The 14975-nt window shown below is 69.4% G+C and carries 29 protein-coding genes and 1 pseudogene; 2 read left to right on the top strand and 28 right to left on the bottom strand.

The features are described from left to right. Nucleotides 1–3: 3 nt before the first annotated feature. Genes ACIPW5_RS11335 through ACIPW5_RS11310 form a run of 6 tightly spaced genes read right to left on the bottom strand, consistent with a single transcriptional unit; the run spans nt 4 to nt 1460 of the window. Nucleotides 4–291, bottom strand: coding sequence for a hypothetical protein (locus tag ACIPW5_RS11335; RefSeq protein ID WP_401243482.1), 288 nt, complete (start codon nt 289–291; stop codon nt 4–6). Between the two features lie 40 nt (nt 292–331). Further along, nucleotides 332–478, bottom strand: coding sequence for a hypothetical protein (locus ACIPW5_RS11330; RefSeq protein WP_401243480.1), 147 nt, complete (start codon nt 476–478; stop codon nt 332–334). 37 nt (nt 479–515) lie between these two features. Beyond that, nucleotides 516–674, bottom strand: coding sequence for a hypothetical protein (locus ACIPW5_RS11325; RefSeq protein ID WP_401243478.1), 159 nt, complete (start codon nt 672–674; stop codon nt 516–518). After that, entirely contained in the window at nt 671–850 is a 180-nt protein-coding gene (locus tag ACIPW5_RS11320; protein WP_401243477.1) for a hypothetical protein, read from the bottom strand. The genes ACIPW5_RS11325 and ACIPW5_RS11320 overlap by 4 nt, the downstream gene beginning before the upstream one ends. Next, entirely contained in the window at nt 847–1218 is a 372-nt protein-coding gene (locus tag ACIPW5_RS11315) for a DUF6907 domain-containing protein (protein WP_401243475.1), read from the bottom strand. Before ACIPW5_RS11315 ends, ACIPW5_RS11320 begins: the two co-directional genes overlap by 4 nt. Next, entirely contained in the window at nt 1218–1460 is a 243-nt protein-coding gene (locus tag ACIPW5_RS11310; protein ID WP_401243474.1) for a helix-turn-helix domain-containing protein, read from the bottom strand. Before ACIPW5_RS11310 ends, ACIPW5_RS11315 begins: the two co-directional genes overlap by 1 nt. A 199-nt stretch (nt 1461–1659) precedes the next feature. On the opposite strand from ACIPW5_RS11310, the gene ACIPW5_RS11305 reads away from it, so the two are divergent. Continuing rightward, the gene (locus tag ACIPW5_RS11305) at nt 1660–2394 is read left to right on the top strand and encodes a GntR family transcriptional regulator (RefSeq protein ID WP_401243472.1); all 735 of its coding nucleotides are present in this window, start codon (nt 1660–1662) and stop codon (nt 2392–2394) included. A gap of 81 nt (nt 2395–2475) precedes the next feature. On the opposite strand, the gene ACIPW5_RS11300 is transcribed toward ACIPW5_RS11305, so the two are convergent. After that, complete coding sequence (locus ACIPW5_RS11300) at nt 2476–2961, bottom strand: helix-turn-helix domain-containing protein (RefSeq protein ID WP_401243470.1); 486 nt, start codon at nt 2959–2961, stop codon at nt 2476–2478. A gap of 178 nt (nt 2962–3139) precedes the next feature. Here ACIPW5_RS11300 and ACIPW5_RS11295 point away from each other — a divergent pair, with 178 nt between their 5' ends. Next, nucleotides 3140–3985, top strand: coding sequence for a phage antirepressor N-terminal domain-containing protein (locus tag ACIPW5_RS11295; RefSeq protein ID WP_401243468.1), 846 nt, complete (start codon nt 3140–3142; stop codon nt 3983–3985). 66 nt (nt 3986–4051) lie between these two features. On the opposite strand, the gene ACIPW5_RS11290 is transcribed toward ACIPW5_RS11295, so the two are convergent. The 21 genes and pseudogenes from ACIPW5_RS11290 to ACIPW5_RS11190 form a co-directional block, all read right to left on the bottom strand. Further along, the gene (locus ACIPW5_RS11290; protein ID WP_401243466.1) at nt 4052–4672 is read right to left on the bottom strand and encodes an NYN domain-containing protein; all 621 of its coding nucleotides are present in this window, start codon (nt 4670–4672) and stop codon (nt 4052–4054) included. A 166-nt stretch (nt 4673–4838) separates the two neighbouring features. After that, the gene (locus tag ACIPW5_RS11285; RefSeq protein WP_401243464.1) at nt 4839–5438 is read right to left on the bottom strand and encodes a hypothetical protein; all 600 of its coding nucleotides are present in this window, start codon (nt 5436–5438) and stop codon (nt 4839–4841) included. Between the two features lie 62 nt (nt 5439–5500). Continuing rightward, entirely contained in the window at nt 5501–5770 is a 270-nt protein-coding gene (locus ACIPW5_RS11280) for a hypothetical protein (RefSeq protein ID WP_401243462.1), read from the bottom strand. Beyond that, nucleotides 5767–6036: a hypothetical protein gene (locus ACIPW5_RS11275; protein ID WP_401243460.1), complete on the bottom strand. Its 270-nt coding sequence runs from the start codon at nt 6034–6036 to the stop codon at nt 5767–5769. Before ACIPW5_RS11275 ends, ACIPW5_RS11280 begins: the two co-directional genes overlap by 4 nt. Beyond that, nucleotides 6033–6464, bottom strand: a complete 432-nt coding sequence (locus tag ACIPW5_RS11270) for a hypothetical protein (RefSeq protein WP_401243458.1) — start codon at nt 6462–6464, stop codon at nt 6033–6035. Before ACIPW5_RS11270 ends, ACIPW5_RS11275 begins: the two co-directional genes overlap by 4 nt. Next, complete coding sequence (locus tag ACIPW5_RS11265; protein WP_401243456.1) at nt 6461–6682, bottom strand: hypothetical protein; 222 nt, start codon at nt 6680–6682, stop codon at nt 6461–6463. The genes ACIPW5_RS11270 and ACIPW5_RS11265 overlap by 4 nt, the downstream gene beginning before the upstream one ends. Beyond that, the gene (locus ACIPW5_RS11260) at nt 6679–6873 is read right to left on the bottom strand and encodes a hypothetical protein (RefSeq protein WP_401243454.1); all 195 of its coding nucleotides are present in this window, start codon (nt 6871–6873) and stop codon (nt 6679–6681) included. Before ACIPW5_RS11260 ends, ACIPW5_RS11265 begins: the two co-directional genes overlap by 4 nt. Beyond that, nucleotides 6870–7166, bottom strand: a complete 297-nt coding sequence (locus ACIPW5_RS11255) for a hypothetical protein (RefSeq protein WP_401243452.1) — start codon at nt 7164–7166, stop codon at nt 6870–6872. The genes ACIPW5_RS11260 and ACIPW5_RS11255 overlap by 4 nt, the downstream gene beginning before the upstream one ends. Before the next feature lie 65 nt (nt 7167–7231). Next, on the bottom strand, nt 7232–7591 hold the full coding sequence (locus tag ACIPW5_RS11250; RefSeq protein ID WP_401243450.1) for a hypothetical protein: 360 nt from the start codon (nt 7589–7591) through the stop codon (nt 7232–7234). 184 nt (nt 7592–7775) lie between these two features. Then, entirely contained in the window at nt 7776–8123 is a 348-nt protein-coding gene (locus ACIPW5_RS11245) for a LuxR C-terminal-related transcriptional regulator (RefSeq protein ID WP_401243449.1), read from the bottom strand. Further along, nucleotides 8120–8491 (bottom strand): hypothetical protein, encoded by a 372-nt coding sequence (locus ACIPW5_RS11240; protein WP_401243448.1) that lies wholly within the window; start codon nt 8489–8491, stop codon nt 8120–8122. Before ACIPW5_RS11240 ends, ACIPW5_RS11245 begins: the two co-directional genes overlap by 4 nt. 70 nt (nt 8492–8561) lie before the next feature. Further along, nucleotides 8562–8786, bottom strand: coding sequence for a hypothetical protein (locus ACIPW5_RS11235; RefSeq protein WP_401243446.1), 225 nt, complete (start codon nt 8784–8786; stop codon nt 8562–8564). Nucleotides 8787–8835: 49 nt separating this feature from the next. Beyond that, nucleotides 8836–9507, bottom strand: coding sequence for a hypothetical protein (locus tag ACIPW5_RS11230; RefSeq protein WP_401243444.1), 672 nt, complete (start codon nt 9505–9507; stop codon nt 8836–8838). Nucleotides 9508–9517: 10 nt separating this feature from the next. Then, nucleotides 9518–10870: a replicative DNA helicase gene (locus ACIPW5_RS11225; protein ID WP_401243443.1), complete on the bottom strand. Its 1353-nt coding sequence runs from the start codon at nt 10868–10870 to the stop codon at nt 9518–9520. Further along, entirely contained in the window at nt 10867–11769 is a 903-nt protein-coding gene (locus ACIPW5_RS11220) for a hypothetical protein (RefSeq protein ID WP_401243441.1), read from the bottom strand. The genes ACIPW5_RS11225 and ACIPW5_RS11220 overlap by 4 nt, the downstream gene beginning before the upstream one ends. 45 nt (nt 11770–11814) lie before the next feature. After that, nucleotides 11815–11967, bottom strand: a complete 153-nt coding sequence (locus ACIPW5_RS11215) for a hypothetical protein (RefSeq protein WP_401243873.1) — start codon at nt 11965–11967, stop codon at nt 11815–11817. 558 nt (nt 11968–12525) lie between these two features. Beyond that, nucleotides 12526–12891, bottom strand: a pseudogene (locus ACIPW5_RS11210) (DNA cytosine methyltransferase); the annotation flags it as partial. Between the two features lie 86 nt (nt 12892–12977). Continuing rightward, nucleotides 12978–13472, bottom strand: a complete 495-nt coding sequence (locus ACIPW5_RS11205) for a hypothetical protein (protein ID WP_401243439.1) — start codon at nt 13470–13472, stop codon at nt 12978–12980. A gap of 45 nt (nt 13473–13517) precedes the next feature. Continuing rightward, nucleotides 13518–14327 carry a hypothetical protein gene (locus tag ACIPW5_RS11200; RefSeq protein WP_401243438.1) on the bottom strand — a complete coding sequence of 270 codons (810 nt, stop codon included), beginning with the start codon at nt 14325–14327 and terminating at the stop codon, nt 13518–13520. Further along, on the bottom strand, nt 14324–14584 hold the full coding sequence (locus ACIPW5_RS11195) for a hypothetical protein (protein ID WP_401243436.1): 261 nt from the start codon (nt 14582–14584) through the stop codon (nt 14324–14326). Before ACIPW5_RS11195 ends, ACIPW5_RS11200 begins: the two co-directional genes overlap by 4 nt. Further along, nucleotides 14581–14949 (bottom strand): hypothetical protein, encoded by a 369-nt coding sequence (locus ACIPW5_RS11190; RefSeq protein WP_401243435.1) that lies wholly within the window; start codon nt 14947–14949, stop codon nt 14581–14583. Before ACIPW5_RS11190 ends, ACIPW5_RS11195 begins: the two co-directional genes overlap by 4 nt. Between the last annotated feature and the right edge of the window lie 26 nt (nt 14950–14975).

Genomic DNA, 14975 nt, shown 5'->3' with positions numbered 1-14975 from the left:
TGGTCAGGCGGCGTGGCGGCGGATGAAGGTGTCGACGGCCTCGTCGGGCAGCTCGTCCGGGGACGGGCCGCCGAAGTACGTGAGGCGCTCCAGGCGGTACGGGCTGGTCGGGTAGGCGACCCAGTCGCGGCCGGTGACCGGCATCCCGTCGGACGCGGAGCCGGCCATCTCGACGGCGGCGGCGTCACCCGCCAGGAGGTCGGCGATGTAGACGTGCATGGCCTCGGCGACCTGCTCGGCGGAGGGCTGGGGGGCGGGGGCCGGGCGCTGCCGGCGCTTGAAGAAGGACATGACGGTGCTCCTCAGTTGGTCGTGCCGGGATGGATGGGGTCTAGCGGGTCTCGGCGGCCTTCTCGCAGGCGACAGCCTCAGCGCGGCAGACGCGCGCCAGGTCGGGCTTACCTTCGCTGTCGGCGAGAGCGGCGCTCTCACGCCACTCCAGGGCCTCAGCGCGCAGGGCGTCAGCGGATTCGGGCATGACGGTGCTCCTCAGGTGTCGTACCGGGAGGGGGTGGTCAGCTGCGGTGGGTGTGCTGCTGGCCGGTGCCGAGGGCGCCCACGTTGTTGCGGGCGTCGGCCTGGGCCTGAGCGGCCTGCGCGGCGGTGTGGAGGTCGGCCTGGCAGGCCTCGACGGTCGCCGGCTGATCCACGATGGAGTGCTGCTGCTCGCTCATCGGGCCACCGCCTTGCCGCCGCGGGTGGTCCCGCCGGGCAGCACGTGGACGGAGCGGACGTCGGAGGCGACGTCGACCGGCGGCAGGGACGGCTCGATCACGAACCGGCCGGCGCCCAGCTTGCGGCCGACGAGAACCAGCTGGCGGGACGGGGCGGGCTTCGACTGCTCGCTCATCGGGCCACCCCCGCCGCGGTCCGCGCCATCGCCCGGATCTGGTCCGCGAAGGCGACCAGGTTGTCGGCGTACTCGAAGGCCTGCGACGGGGTCATGTCGAGCCCCTCGCCGCCGTCGTCGACGTTCACGAACGGGCTCCGCCGGTCGGCGTTCCGCGAGTACGGGTCCATGCCCAGGCGGGCGAGCAGTGTCACCTCCGGGTCCCGACCCATCGACGGGGCCATCAGGCCAGCGAAGGTGCCCGAGTGCCACAGGTCCTCGAGGAATCGGTTCGGGCGGGACACGTGATCGATCACGCACCACGACGGGCACTCGACGAAGCAGGTGCAGCCGTTGATCACGGCCGGGACGACGCGGGTGGTGGTCATTACGCCACCGCCAAGTCGTCCGACGGGATGCCGCGCTCGGCGACGTACTGGTCGAAGGCGGCGCGGCTGATGCGCAGGGTCCCGCGGCCGGCGCCCACGCGGTACGCCTGCAGGTCGCCCTGCCGGATGGCGAGGTAGACCGTCGACACGTCTACGCGCAAGGCCGCAGCGACTTCTTTGGCCCGCAGTGGGCCGGTGGAAGGGGCGGCTTCTGCCACCCTCAGGGTAGAGTTCTCCTGCATCGGTTTCTCTCCTAAGACGCCGGATGCATGGCCTCGATGGGCTCGGTGTTGGTAGCACCGAGACACCCCCATCGGGGCCTTTTGCGTGCCTGACTTGCCCCAACCTGTCGTTCCGGCGGGCATGGCACTACGATGTCTTAAGACTCTTGGTGGAGTCAAGCAGGTTCTCTAAGAATCTTAAGACGGGAAGGATCGGATAGTGAGTGCTGCTCAGCGACTGCCGGCGTATCGGCAGGTCGCGAACGAGATCATCGAGCGCATCAAGAGCGGTGAGCTTCAGCCGGGAGACCCGATTCCTTCGGCGCGGAAGATCGTCGAGGAGAAGGGGATCAGCAGCGCCACGGCCGCACGAGTGCTGGGGACGCTGCGAGACGAAGGCTGGGCCGACACTTCACCCGGGCGTCGGACCGTGGTGCGCGCCCAGACGGTGATGACTCAAGGCGCGAATCGGATCGGCATGATCCGCCGCGGCGATAGCGGTCTACTCGACGGCGAGACCGTCGAGTTCGTGGAAGCGCGAGCCGAATCGGCCAGCCAGGAGGTAGCCGACGCGCTAGGAATCGAAGCGGGCGGCGACGTTGTGATGCGCCGGCGTCGCTACGTGGATCCGGCAGGCGTGTCGGTCGTCTCGTCCACCTGGATCACGGCCGCCCTGGGTGCGGTGCTGCCTGAGTTCACGCAACCCGAAAAGCTGCCGAAGATGACCATGGGACTCATCGAGGACCGCACCCAGCGTCGAGCCGCGCGACAGCGGGACACGTACTCAGTGGCCCCCGTTCCAGAGGATGTCGCAAGTCACCTCGGGGTCACTCCTGGCGAGCGAGTCTTGAAGGTGACGAACCGGTACGTCGATCAGGAAGGCGAGCCGACCGAATATGCGATCGACTGGCATGCGCCTGGACGAAGCTGGGTCGCCGAGGGGCCCGTCGGCTGAAGTTGCTCGGCCAGCGACATCATCGGCGCTGCATGCCGAGGGGGCTCCGCCATCACGTGGCGGAGCCCCCGTCTTGCATTGTCATTCCGAGCGGGAGTCGGCGTTGCGCAGACTCTGCTGCACTCGACGCCACGCTTCCAGGGCTTCTCTGACCTGCTCAGGGCTCGCCCCATCCCCGGCGCGCACAACGACGATCATGCGCGCGTCCGACCCGCCCAGCTCAACGACCTGCGTGTCGATCAGATCGCCATGGCCCAACTCGTGCGCAATGGCCAGCGGGAGATCACTGCGGGGCTCGGGAGCGGAGACTTCCGCCTGCGTCCGCCGCGTCGGCGGGCCAACGGCTTCGCCGGCGAGCAGCTGATCGACGTACCCCTCCGGCCAGTCGAGGATGTCGAGGACCTCGATCGTCTTCCGGCTGATCCGTCGGCGCGTCACGCCCATTTCAAGGTTCTGAATGGTGGATCGAGACGTGCCAGCCCGCTCGGCCAGATCTTCCTGGGTGAGGCCAGCCGCGAGCCTTGATGCGTGCAGCGCCTCAGCGACGGCTTTCCAGTTCTGCTCCATGCCCCCATCCTGCACGGAAGCATGAACATAGCCAAGTTAAAGCCTCCGAAAGTAGAGAAGAGCTTGCGTTGATGACCAACTAAAGCCTAACTTTCAGGTGGCAGGCCCGCCCCGAACGGCCAAGCACGGGACGGGCCTTGTCGATCATTCCGCTGTGCCTAAACAGATCGGAGAGACCATGACCATGGTCGCACGCCAGGAGCAATCGCCCGAGATCGGCTCATTCGCATTCCACGGTGACACCGTCACGGTCGTCACCAACGAGCAGGGCAGCTGGGCCGTCCTCGGTCAGCTGTGCCAGAACCTGGCTCTGGACCCGAACGGACAGCGTCAGACGATCGAGCGAAAGGCCTGGTCGGAGGGCAAGACGTGTGTCATGCACGTCATGCTCCCCGGCCAGAGTCGCGCCTACCCTCAGTTCCTGGTCCACGAGCGCATCCTTCCGATGTGGCTGGCGAACGTCACCACCAGCCGAATCGCCGACGAGGTGAAGCGGAAGAAGGTCGAACGCGCCCAGGTCGAACTCGCTGACGCTCTGTACCGGTACGTCACGGGCGAAGTTCAGCGCGTCACCCCCGCCCCCGCTCCTCGCGAGATCACCGCCGCGGCGGGCCCGGTCTCGTACCGCGACCAGGCGGAGATCCTCGCGATCCTCCGCCCCGCCCTGCCGGAGCCCTACGCCACCGCGACGGCGAAGGTGATCCTGGCCCGCGCGATGGGTGAGCGGCCGGAGCTGGACTCGTCCGAGACCCCGCTGTACGCGGCGACGTTCCTGGCGGAGAAGGGCCACAAGGCGAAGACCGTGGCCAAGTTCCAGTCGGGGTTCGGCGCCCGGGTGTCGAACGCGTTCTTCAAGCGGCACGGCCGACGGCCGGAGAAGATCGCGGGTCCGGCCGGCTCCCGGATCGACAAGGTCGCCGTGTACACGGAGGACGACCGGCCGCTGCTCGAGGAGGTGTACGCGGGGATGGCTGACCTGATCGCCGCGTTCGAGCACGGGGACCAGATCGCGCTCAGCGCCTGACCCCGGACACAACGCAGCCCCCGACCTCAACTGAGGTCGGGGGCTGCGTTGTGGTTGCTGGGCCTGCTATTCGCCGACGGTGTAGTCGGTGGTGTCGCGGACTCGCTTGTAGGTGTCTTCGCCTATCCAGTGGCAGTAGAGCTGGCGGGGGCCCTTGATGGAGAGGCGACGGCAGTGCTGGCCGGCGGTGGACCATGCTGCGACTTCGGCGCGGGGGCCGCCGGCGGCGGTGAGCTCGGTCACGTATTCGAGAGCGGGCTTGAGGTCGGTGTCGGTGGACACCATGATCCCGATGTCGTATTCACCGCGGGTGGCCATGACCGCAAAGTCCATGGTCAGCTGGACGTCGATGCCTTTTTCCTGGGCTTTGGCGCCGTTGGCTGGCCAGCCTTGCGGGTAGCGGAGGGGCCTGGTGATGACCTTGACGAGGGGGTTCTTCTCCCAGGCGGCGTGCTGGCGGCGGGATGCCCCGTAGGAGCCGGGTTGCCGCGTGGCGTCGGGTTGACCGCGGTAGATCCGTACCTGGTGGAGGTGGCGCTGGAAGGGGCTGTCGGCCGCGAGGTGCTGGGCGAGGGAGAAGGGGTCGAATTGGCCTGCTGACCAGCCGTCCCATGCCTCGTGGTAGAGGCGGCGGGCGCCCATATAGGTGTTCTGGTAGTCGTAGAAAATGACGACTCTGTCGCTCAACGAACCCCCTGAACGAATAATCCCCGCCAGTGCGGGCTAGGCCCGGACGGCGGGGAGGAGTGGTGCCAAGCTAACACCGGGCTGCGGGCTCTGCCAACCTGACGTGAAGCAAAAGATTGACTACTTTGGGTTACTTACGGCGACCCCGGGTCCGGCTCGGATGCCCTCATGCCGCGGACCTCTCCGCCATGGGCAGCTGGAATACTTCGGCGTGCCCGTACTGCGTCTCGCAGCCGCCGCATCGGATGCCGGGGGTGTCGAGGGTGACGCGGAGGACGGTGCCGCAGGGGCAGGCGACGGGGATCCGGCGGGGCGGCTTCTCGCCTCCGATGATGGCGCCGCATTCGGCGCGGAGCCGGCGGACGTCGTGGGCGAGTTCGTCGACGGCGTCGTGGCTGTCGCAGAACCAGGGGACCTGGGCGAGGAGGAAGGCGACGGCGCCGTCGACGGTCTGCTGGATGTCGCCGCGGAAGGGGGGTTCGTCCCAGCCGAGGTCTTCGCGGGCTGCTCGTTCCCAGGTGGTGACGACGCCTTCGATTCCGCCGCGGGCTCGGAGGTCGAGTACGCGTTCGTTGACGGGGAGGGGTGCGGTCCGGCTGCCGGTGCGTCCGCTGTCGCCGCGCCGGCTGGGGGCGAGGTGTTCGGCGAGCTGCCTGTAGAGGGCGGGGAGGGCGGCCAGGTTGTCGGTGAGGCGTTCCTGGCAGCCGGGGTGGACGCGGACGGTGGAAGGGTTCCGGCATATCGCGCAGGCGGTGACGACGTTCACGGTTGCTCCTCGTGCGGCGGTGCGGGCGGGTCAGGCGGTGGGGCGGGAGTTGCGCCGTTCGGTCACTTCAGTCCCTCGGTGATCTCAGCTCGGCGCTGGCTGGTGGCTTCGAGGCGGGCCTTGGCCTCGGTGTAGTCGTCGGTGTCCTGGGCTGCCCGGTACTGCTCGTCGAACCAGGTCTCGAGGGCGGGGTCTCGGCTGATGGCGTGCTCGATGCGCCACAGCCGGGTGACCGCCGGGGTGGGTTGGCGGCCGGCGAGGTGGCCGTCGTAGTCGGCAAGCCGGTGGGGGCAGTCGCGGGCGATGGCGTCGCGGAGCGGGTCGGTGGTCACGGCCGGTCCTCCCGTCCGGCGAGGATGGCGAGGAGTTGGTGCTGCTGCTCGGGGTTGAGGCTGCGGGCCAGTACGCGGGCGGCGTCGAGGCGGGTCTGGAACCGGCAGGCGAGCCGCTGGGCTTCGTCGACCTCGGCGTCGAACACGACGGCGATGGCCTCGGCGATGATGCTGCGGGATTCGGCGGGCAGCCAGTAGCCGCGGGCGGCGAGCCTGGCGTCGACCGCCTTGAGGGCTGCGGTCTTGAGGGCGGATGCGGTGGTCACGGTCGGGGCTCCTGGGGGTCGAGGGCGGTGCTCCCGCCGGTTACTCGGCGGACCCACTCGCGGGCCGGGGCGGTCGCGTTGCGCCGCAGCTCGGCCATGTATGCGAGCAGGTCGGCCGGGGTGATGGTGCCTCCGTCGTCCACGGCCTCCTGCACGTAGCCGGTCAGCTCGGTCCAGGCCGAGGCGTAATCGGGGGCGGGCGGCAGGTCGATGTCCGTCCATACGATCCGGGTGGCGCCTCCGTGGCCGTGTACGGCGATGGCGTCGTCGAGCCGGTCCCAGTGGACGCTGGACGGCCTGTCGCCCCTCCAGCGCATGGAGGCGGTGCCGTCGGGCCACAGAATGCCGTCGGCGACGATGCCAGTACCGGATACCCCGGACACGTCGGCGTGGCGCAGGAGGTGGAAGCGGCGGGGCTGGTCGGTCATAGGAGGTCTCCTTGGACTCGGACGGTGGTGATGTGGATGTCGTGGCCGCTTGGTGTCCAGCGCCGCCAGCCGCCGGCGGCCCGTCCGGCGTCGGGATGGATACGGCGGTCGCGGAGGGTGCGGGGCCGGGGGGCGGCGGTGGTGCGGGGCTGGGGTGCCGGGGCCTCGCCGTCGTGGCAGGGCTCCGGCACCCACAGGGCCAGCTGCTCGGAGGTCACGCCGGCTCGACCGTGTACGTCGTGGTGATGCGGAGGATGCGGAGCCGGGCGCCCGGGAAGTCCCGCTCACGCTCGGCGAGGCAGGCGGCAGCCCGGTCGTGGCTTTCGTAGTGGGCGCTGGTGACGAGCCAGTCGCGCTCGCCGAGGCGTTCGACGACCCACTCGTCGTCAGCGGGGTATGGCGCGGTCATGCTCCGGCCTCCTCTGCGACGTCATCGGCGTCGCCCTCATCGACGGCCTGGGCGCAGCGCCCGCCGTCGTCGGCGGAAACGAAGTCGAGGTCACAGCCGGTGCCGCAGTCAGGGCAGGCGTATCCCGTGCAGCCTGCCGCGGGGCAGCCGGAGTCGTAGACGTCTCCGTCGCAGTCGGGGCAGCCGCGCTCGTCCGGCACGGTGTGCGGTCGGTCCGGGTCGAGGAAGACGAGTTCGGTGATGGTGCCGGTGGAGAGGTGGATCGGGTCGATGGGGATGTGGATGTCGGTCACGTGCGTCTCCTGGGGTGAGGGCTGGGGCCGGCCGCCCCGGCATAGGGCGGCCGGTGAGGGAGGGGTCAGTGCGGGGCGGTGCCGTCGAGGAGGTCGGCCAGGGCTACGAGGGCGCCGTCGGGGCTACGCCACCGGTCCCGCCCCGTCCCCGGCTCCCGGTCCTGGGCCTGGGCTCGCGTCCAGCCGAGGAGCATCAGCTCGGCCAGGCGCCGCGCCCGGCGCGAGTTGGTGCCGAGCGGCCCGCACAGCGGGCGCGGGTCCGGTGATCCGTCGCCGCCGGCGGGGATCTGGTGCAGGTGCCAGTCGTCGGTCGCGGACCAGGTGCCGTTGCTGTGCTGGTAGCTGTGCGCGTCGAGGGCGTAGGTGTGGTTGTTGTGGGTGGTGCGGTAGTCGCGGGTCCATGCGAGTTGGGATTTCCAGGGCATGTGTTTCTCCTTGTGCGCGGGTCGGGGTACCGGCGCGGTCGGCCGGTTGTGGAGGCGGATCGTTGTGCGGCCCCCTGAGGGCCTCTCGGCTCCCCGGGATGCCGCTCGGGTCCAACTCGGGACTTCAGGCCGTCAGGCGGGCGTGCAGGGGCCTTCTCGGGGGTCGTTTGTCGGGGAGGGAATCTCAGGTTGCTTCTCGGGCCGCCTTGAGCCCGTCCCGGTAGGCCTTCTCGCCGGCCCGGCAGTCGTCGCAGATCGGGATCCGGCGCTTGCGGTGGGTCTCGTAGCCGGCGTGGTCGCCGTGGCGGAGGAACGGGCGGCCGTCGAGGAGACCGGCCCGGCAGGCGAGGAGGACGGCGTGCGGCGCGTTCCGGGCGCCGAGCTTGGCCATGGCTCGGTTGACCGCGGCGGTCAGGCCCTTGGGCGTGAGCACCAGCTCGGCGGCGATCTCCGCATGGGTGCGTCCGGCGGCGATCCGCTCGAGGACGAGGAGCTGGTGCTCGGTCAGCTCCGCCCGGGACAGCCCGGTCACATGAACTCCAGCGGCTCACCGGCTTCGGCCGCCTGCTCCATGCCGCCCGCCAGGGCCAGGCCGGCGCGACGGTGGTAGACGCCGAGGGGATCGGACTCCCAGGTGAGGGCGGCCGGCCAGAGTTCCTCGACGATGGCCCGGAGGTGGGGGGCGATCGTCGCGCAGTCGGTTGCGCTGATCTCGCCGTCGCAGTCGGAGTGGTCCAGCAGGGGGCGAAGCGGAGTGGTGGTGGCGTCCCAGGGTTGGGTGCCGCCGAAGCCAGCCATGTCCTCGAGAGCGATGCCCTCACGGGTGGCGATGGCTGTGCGGAACTGCGCGAAGCCGCTGTAGGGCCACTGCGCTCCGCCGTGGCTGAAGTCGATGCCCATCGGGGTCTCCTGTCGTGAGAGGCTCTGGGTGCGGACGCCCTCGCTTACCTCGAGGGCGTCCGTCCTGCGTTCAGGCGGCCGGAGGTGTGGTGGTGTGGTCCCACGCCCAGTTCTCCTGCGGGTAATCGCAGTCGGGGTCGGGGCAGACCCACCCGGAGTGGGTGGCATCGAGGGCCGGGCTGCGTCCGGAGGCGTGCAGCGCGAAGCACGTGTACACGGGGCCGTCGCCAGTGGCTTGGTAGTCGTTGAGGGCCTGAACTTGCTGGCTGGTCCAGGGAGCGACCATCTGGTTCATCAGGCGGCCTTTCGGGTCGGGGTGTGGCGGTAGGGGGCGCCGATGGCGGTCACGCGGCGGCCTTCGGTGCTGCCGGACCGGTGATGCGGGTGAACACGAAGGCCGTGTCGCCGGACTGATGGCCGTGCGCTCCGGCGAGCGGGCCACGGCAGGATCGACAGATGGGGCTGTCGAACCAGGTGATCTGCAGGCAGTCGTTGCAGCGGGTGAGCCAGGCTCCGCGCCGGCGTGCGGACGCCCACTCGGTGCAGAGGGTGCGGCGCCGGACGTAGCCGTGCTCGTCGTGGTCGCGGCGAGTTGTGGGCGGCCGGCCGATGATGACGAGTTCGCCGCCGGGCCAGCGGCAGGTGCAGCTGAAGCGCGGGCAGTCGCAGGCGAGGGTGGCGGCGTACTCGTAGGCCTTCTCGATGCGGGGTACGCCATCGCCCTTGACCTCAAGCCAGGTGCCTATGGCGGGGAGGTGGAAGTCCGGCAGGTACCGGGTGCCGGAAGGGAGGGTGACGAGCTCGGGTTCGTACTCCCAGTCGATGCCGAGGTTGTCGAGGGTCGCGGCCCAGGAGGCTTCGAGGGCGGACCGGAAGGTCGTGCTGGCGTAGACGGTCGGCTGGGCTTCGATGCGGAGGCCGCTGTCGGCAGTGTGGTTGTTGCGGGCTTCGGCAGTGGCGAGGGAGTCAAGGAGGGCGTCGAACAGGTCGTGGGGCTCGTTGGTGCCGTACTGCACGGCGGCTCCTTCAGATCCGGCCCATGGAGCGGAGGCGGGCGTAGTGGCCTTGGAAGGTGAGGGCGACGGTGCGACCGGCGGCGCCGTTGCGGTTCTTGGCGACGATGAGGTCGATCTCGCCAGCTCGCGGTCCGGTGTCGGAGCCGTCTTCAGCAAGGGGCCGGTGCATGAGGATGATCACGTTGGAGTCCTGCTCGATCGCCGAGCTGTCCTTGAAGTCGGTGACCACTGGCTGGCGGCCGACGGCGTTGCGGTTGAACTGCGCGAGGGCGACGACCGGGATCTCGAACTCCATCGCCAGCAACTTCAGCCCGCGGGAGAGTTCGGCGACTTCGTTGGCGCGGGTGGCGTTGGACTTGCTGTTCTCGGGCGTCATGAGCTGGAGGTAGTCGGCAACGACCATGGCCGCGGGGCTGTTCCTGGAGGCCATCCAGCGGAGGCGGGCTCGGATCTTGCCGAGGGTGAGGTTCGCGGAGTCGTCGAGGATGAAGTTCGCGGCGTTCTGCATGGCGGGGGCCGCTTTGAAGATCTTGGCCCAGTCGTTGTCGTCGAGCTTGCGTCGGATCAGTCGGTCGAGGGGGACGCCGGCCTCGGCGGAGGTGAGGCGGGCCATGAGCTCGGAGCCGCCCATCTCCATGCTGGCGACGAGGGCGGGCTTGCCGCGGGTGAGGGCGATGTGCGCGGCGAGGTTCATGCCGAACAGGGACTTGCCTCCGCCGGTGGCGGCGCCGACGGTGACGAGCTGGCCGGGCTTGAGCTCGATGACGTCGTTGAGGTCCTTCCATGGGGTGTCGAGGGCGTTGGGGTCGGCGCCGGCTTCGAGTTCGTCGAGGAAGTCCATCCAGCGTTCGGAGACGGAGAGCCGGACGTCTGCCGGCGCGACTCCTGTGGCGGCGGCCTGGAGTTCGGCCATGGCCTGGTCGAGGATCTCCGTTGCTGTGGCTGCTGCGGTCATGGCCCGCTGGGTGGCTCGGCGGGTGGCGGTGAGGACGGCGCGGAGTTGGGCGTGCTCGCGGACGATCTCGGCGTAGCCGTCGGCGTTCCCGAGGACGGGTACAGAGCTGACGAGCTGTGAAAGGTAGACGGCTCCGCCGACCTTCGTGAGTTCGCCCGATGCGAGGAGTGCTGCCGAGACGGTGATCGGGTCAACCTTGGGGTCGCGGCTGGCTGCGTACAGGTCGAGGATCGTCCGGTAGATGATCCGGTGACGGACGGGCCAGAAGTCGTCGGGGCTGGCGATCAGGGAGGCAACCGGCTCGATGCAGTTGCGGTTCAGGAGCATCGAGCCGAGGACGGCCTGCTCGGCTTCGTGGTTGTGGGGTGGCGCGTCCGTGAGGACGTCGTCCCAGGCGGCTTCGGTCATGCTGCGCGTCCTTTGCTGGCGGGGTGGCAGTCGGGGCACGGCGTGAGGCTTCGGATGCCTCGGTCGTCTTCGATCTCGCGAGTGCGGCTGATCTCGTCGCATTCGGGGTCGCCGCAGTACGGCGGCTTGCCGTCTCGTTGGCGGGGCGGCCTGACGGCGGCAGCGGGCGGGAGGCCGGCCCAGCCGCGGACGAAGTAGCGGGCGTAGAGGATCCGGTCGCGCTGGCGCCCCTGGGTGTCCTTGGCGAACTGGACCATGGCGTTAACGCCTGCTCGTTGCACCGCATTGGCGACGGTGATGAGGTCTGCGGCGGGCATGCCCCAGGAGACGGTGATGCCGTTCTCTGTGAGTGCCTTGATCAGCGGCTGGCACAGCGTGAACGGGTCCTGCTGTGGCTGCTGCTCTTCTTCTACTTCGTAGTTATGGGGAGGTGCCCCGGTTTTCGGGGCACAACGGGTTGCTTGTGCCCCGAAAACCGGGGCACAACGGTCGGCCTGCTCGAGACTTTGTGCCCCGGATTCCGGGGCACTAGCTGAGGCTTGTGCCCCGCTTTCCGGGGCACAACGGTCGCTGGTCGGGTCGCCTTGTGCCCCGGAATCCGGGGCACAAGCGGCTGCCGGACGGACGTACCCGGAGGCCTTCGGAAGCCGGTACAGGGCCGGCCGACGGCCAGCTGCAGCAGCCGCAATCTCCAGCTCCTTCGACTCGACCGCGGCCCGGATCGCCTTCTCGGCTGTGTCCTTCGACCTGGTGTTCATGGCGCGCATCAGCTCTCGCTGGCCGATCCGTACCTCGCACTTGGAGTCCCGCACCTGGTCTGCGACGTAGAGCAGCGCGATCCGGGTGTTCCCCTTTGACTGGGAGTGGTTCCACACCCAGTGCATGGCGTCCAAGGTCACGGCAGGCTTCTCTCTGGCTGGCTGGTGCGGGTGGTGGTGCCGCGGTCAGGCGGCGGTGGCGGCCGGCTGGTAGCGCTCAACCAGGAGCCGGATCGCTGCTTCGGCCTGGCGGGGTACGACGCCGTTGCCGAGGGCGTGGAGCTGCTGGGTGCGGGTCAGGCCCGGGACGGCGGTGACGTGGCCGTCGGGAAGGCCCATGAGCCATTCGACGAAGGTGGGGCTCAGCCGATTTCGATCGTCAGTTGCCCAGGGGGCACGTCGTCCGGTCGCGGCTTCCCAGCGGTGGATGGCGGGGGCGAATCGGCCCCAGTCAGCCGCCCCGAGTACGTCACGTCCGTCAGCGTCCAGCCCAGGTTCACGTTCGGGTTGTCCGTCCTCCGGCCTGCCGTCGCGTTCCGGGTTCCCCGCGAGTCCGCCACGGTGGGCGTGGGCAGAAGCTGCACCACTGCCGCTGGCAGCGCCAAGTCGCCCTTCGACCCCCGCTGGTTCGGCCCGCCCTTCGCTCCGTCCGAGGCTCGTGGCGTCGGGAGCAGGTTGACGGCCACCTCGTTCAGCGGCCTGGCGTTCGTGCCGATCAGGTTCGACTCCCCGGACTTCCAGTCCCGTGCGGCGGGGGTCGGCAGCAGGTGCTCCACCTCGTCGGCCAGCGTCGGCCCGTGTCCGCCGGCTTTGCGCTTGTCCGGGTGCTGTGAGCCGCCGTTGATCGCGAGGTTCGCTGTCGGGGTCTTGAGCAGTGGCGAGGATGAAGAGCCGGTTCCGCTGGTGGGGAGCGCCGACCTCCGACGCGCGTACACACGCCCATTCGACATCGAACCCGAGGCGGGCAAGGTCGGCGAGGACGGTGTCGAATCCCAGTCGAAGGTGCCCTGCGACGTTCTCAAAGACCGCGATTCGGGGTCGTAGTACGCCGAGGGCGTTTGCGATGTACGGCCAGATGTGCCGCTCATCTGCGGTTCCTTTCCGCTTGCCGGCGGTGGAGAAGGGCTGGCAGGGGTAGCCGCCGAGGACGATGTCGACGGGCTCAACCTGGCCCCAGTCGGTGGCAGTGAGGTCGCCAAGGTTGGGCACGGTCGGGTAGTGGTGGGCGAGGATCTTGCTGGCGCCGGGGTCGATGTCGGACACCCAGGCGGTGGTCCCGCCGAGCACCCGCTGGACGGCGATATCAAGACCGCCGTAAGTAGCCCGAGCACAGCGATCCAATGCGCAGCTCAGACATCTCCCTCACCTCCTTTGGGCGGCATGGTGCGCTGCCCGGTTACCGCTCGGCGCCGTGCGTCCAGCCGTCGATGGCAGGGGATGCAGAGCCGGGCGTAGTCGTGGATGTCGGCGTAGTGGCCGGAGAGGTTGGCCCACTCGTACTTGCCGTTCGGGTCATCGGTGTCGCAGCAGGAGCACCGCTGGGGTTTGCCGCGAGCGGTCTCCACGCGGAGGTGCAGCGCCTGGTACTTGGCCTCGCCCCCGCGCCACATGTGGTTGCGCTCGCCGGCCTGGTCCCGCTTGGCGGCGGTACGGCGTGTGATGCCGTGGCGCGGCATGAGGCGCTGGAGGATCTTGACGGTGGTTCCGGCGAGCTCCGCTATCTCACGCATGGTGTGGCCAGCGGCGTACAGCTCGCGGACCTTCTCGACGAGAGCGGGGTCGTAGTCCTTCTTGGGCTTGGGCTTCCAGGCGGAGGGGGCGCGGTCGTAGATGCCTTTAGGCATGGCATCCGCCGTATCCGGTGCACAGGGAGCCGATGCGCAGGGACATCAGGCGGCCTTTCGCATGTCGGCGGGCTGGGTGCCGGTCTTCTGCCGGTAGATGGCGAGAGCCCGCTGGAGGCCGTCGCGGGTGACGCCAAGGCGTTCGGCGATCTGGGCCCGGCTGAGCTCCTGCCGCTCGAGCTCGAAGCAGTCCTCGGCGAGGGCGATGTAGCGAGGGGTGTGCTCGCCAGCGTTCGGGGTCGCTTCGGGGTCGGTGATGGTGTCGTCGTCCCACGCGGCAGGAGCCGCCCAGCCGTGGCTCTTGGCGCGGCTCCGCGCCCTCTTGACGGCGTGCTGATCCGCGCCGCGACTGACCGGATTAACGTTCCACAGCTCGTCGTACAGGGCCTCTACCGACCGGTTGAACCGGCCCGTGATCCGAGCATGGTCCCCCCTGAGGATCTTGTTCACGTAGGTGAGGTGAAGACTGAGCCGTTCGGCCAGGAGCGGCGGCGGCCAACCGACGGCGACGAGTGCCTGCAGGCGCCGGGTGAGGGCCGTGGCCGGCATGAAGGCCTCGTCGGGGATCCCGTCCCACGTAGGGCGGACGGCGAGAATGCGATTGGCGATCTCGGTTCGCACCCTGCAAATCTGGGCACGACCGGTGCCGTAGATGATGCTGTTGACCTCACCCCACGGGGTAGCCGATAGCTCGGAGATCCGCCTGAGCGTCACGCCCTGTTCGCGAAGGACGCACATGTGGGCGCGGACGATGTCGGCGTCGGTCCACGGGTCCCACAGACCCTGGGCCTTCAGGGAGCGCCGCTGATTTTGGCGCCGGTTCCGAGCCGCACGCAGGGCTTCGCTGGTGGTCACTGATCTTCCTCCGTCCTGCGGGTCTGGTGGGGGATGAATGCGAGCTCGGCGTCGATGCGGTCGTCGCTGTACGGGTCGCCGGGCTCGTCCTCGATGAGGGGCGGGCTCAGCCGCCACATGCGGGTGGCGGATACGTCCTGGCCGATGCGGGCGCTGCGCTGCCAGCGCCGGTCTTCGCGGCAGGCGCCGTTCCATGCCCAGGCGAGGAGGAGGGCGGCGGCGAGGGTGCAGCACAGCCAGACGACGTCGGGGCTCATGCGGCCCTCCCCATGCGGGCCGCGGCGCTGCGGGTGGCGACCTCGATGCCCTTGTCGGTGAGCTGCCAGACCGCCAGTCGGTGGCCGTGCGTGCTGTCGAGCGTCGAGGGGACGACCTGTCCGGTGTGCTGGATCAGTCCGCCGGCCCGCATCGCGTTGATGGCGGCACCGAGGAAGCCGTGGGCCATCTGGGGAAGGAGGTCGCGGACGTCGTTGGCGGAGCAGGTGCCGTAGGCGCGGAGCGCGGCGAAGACGGCCTGCTCGACGAGGAACTGGTCCCAGCTGGACTGGTCGGCTATCTCCTCGAGGAGGAGGTTCTTGGCGGCGGAGGCGTGGCGTTCGGCGACGGTGAGGCGACGGGGCATGGCGGTGGTCCTCTCACGTGTGCTGT

It is taken from the genome of Streptomyces sp. NPDC090077 (assembly GCF_044747545.1).
In the GTDB taxonomy this organism is placed as follows: Bacteria; Actinomycetota; Actinomycetes; order Streptomycetales; family Streptomycetaceae; genus Streptomyces.
Note: the sequence above shows the minus strand (reverse complement) of the source record. Positions and strands in the feature narration are given on the sequence as shown.

What these genes read in the sequence shown, in the direction of transcription:
- ACIPW5_RS11215 (WP_401243873.1), bottom strand. Translation starts at nt 11,967, where the DNA reads ATGGGCCTTCCCGACGGCCACGTCACCGCCGTCCCGGGCCTGACCCGC.
- ACIPW5_RS11315 (WP_401243475.1), bottom strand. Translation starts at nt 1,218, where the DNA reads ATGACCACCACCCGCGTCGTCCCGGCCGTGATCAACGGCTGCACCTGC.
- ACIPW5_RS11335 (WP_401243482.1), bottom strand. Translation starts at nt 291, where the DNA reads ATGTCCTTCTTCAAGCGCCGGCAGCGCCCGGCCCCCGCCCCCCAGCCC.
- ACIPW5_RS11235 (WP_401243446.1), bottom strand. Translation starts at nt 8,786, where the DNA reads ATGAACCAGATGGTCGCTCCCTGGACCAGCCAGCAAGTTCAGGCCCTC.
- ACIPW5_RS11260 (WP_401243454.1), bottom strand. Translation starts at nt 6,873, where the DNA reads ATGACCGCGCCATACCCCGCTGACGACGAGTGGGTCGTCGAACGCCTC.
- ACIPW5_RS11205 (WP_401243439.1), bottom strand. Translation starts at nt 13,472, where the DNA reads ATGCCTAAAGGCATCTACGACCGCGCCCCCTCCGCCTGGAAGCCCAAG.
- ACIPW5_RS11330 (WP_401243480.1), bottom strand. Translation starts at nt 478, where the DNA reads ATGCCCGAATCCGCTGACGCCCTGCGCGCTGAGGCCCTGGAGTGGCGT.
- ACIPW5_RS11270 (WP_401243458.1), bottom strand. Translation starts at nt 6,464, where the DNA reads ATGACCGACCAGCCCCGCCGCTTCCACCTCCTGCGCCACGCCGACGTG.
- ACIPW5_RS11190 (WP_401243435.1), bottom strand. Translation starts at nt 14,949, where the DNA reads ATGCCCCGTCGCCTCACCGTCGCCGAACGCCACGCCTCCGCCGCCAAG.
- ACIPW5_RS11295 (WP_401243468.1), top strand. Translation starts at nt 3,140, where the DNA reads ATGACCATGGTCGCACGCCAGGAGCAATCGCCCGAGATCGGCTCATTC.
- ACIPW5_RS11320 (WP_401243477.1), bottom strand. Translation starts at nt 850, where the DNA reads ATGAGCGAGCAGTCGAAGCCCGCCCCGTCCCGCCAGCTGGTTCTCGTC.
- ACIPW5_RS11310 (WP_401243474.1), bottom strand. Translation starts at nt 1,460, where the DNA reads ATGCAGGAGAACTCTACCCTGAGGGTGGCAGAAGCCGCCCCTTCCACC.
- ACIPW5_RS11325 (WP_401243478.1), bottom strand. Translation starts at nt 674, where the DNA reads ATGAGCGAGCAGCAGCACTCCATCGTGGATCAGCCGGCGACCGTCGAG.
- ACIPW5_RS11240 (WP_401243448.1), bottom strand. Translation starts at nt 8,491, where the DNA reads ATGGGCATCGACTTCAGCCACGGCGGAGCGCAGTGGCCCTACAGCGGC.
- ACIPW5_RS11225 (WP_401243443.1), bottom strand. Translation starts at nt 10,870, where the DNA reads ATGACCGAAGCCGCCTGGGACGACGTCCTCACGGACGCGCCACCCCAC.
- ACIPW5_RS11300 (WP_401243470.1), bottom strand. Translation starts at nt 2,961, where the DNA reads ATGGAGCAGAACTGGAAAGCCGTCGCTGAGGCGCTGCACGCATCAAGG.
- ACIPW5_RS11250 (WP_401243450.1), bottom strand. Translation starts at nt 7,591, where the DNA reads ATGCCCTGGAAATCCCAACTCGCATGGACCCGCGACTACCGCACCACC.
- ACIPW5_RS11195 (WP_401243436.1), bottom strand. Translation starts at nt 14,584, where the DNA reads ATGAGCCCCGACGTCGTCTGGCTGTGCTGCACCCTCGCCGCCGCCCTC.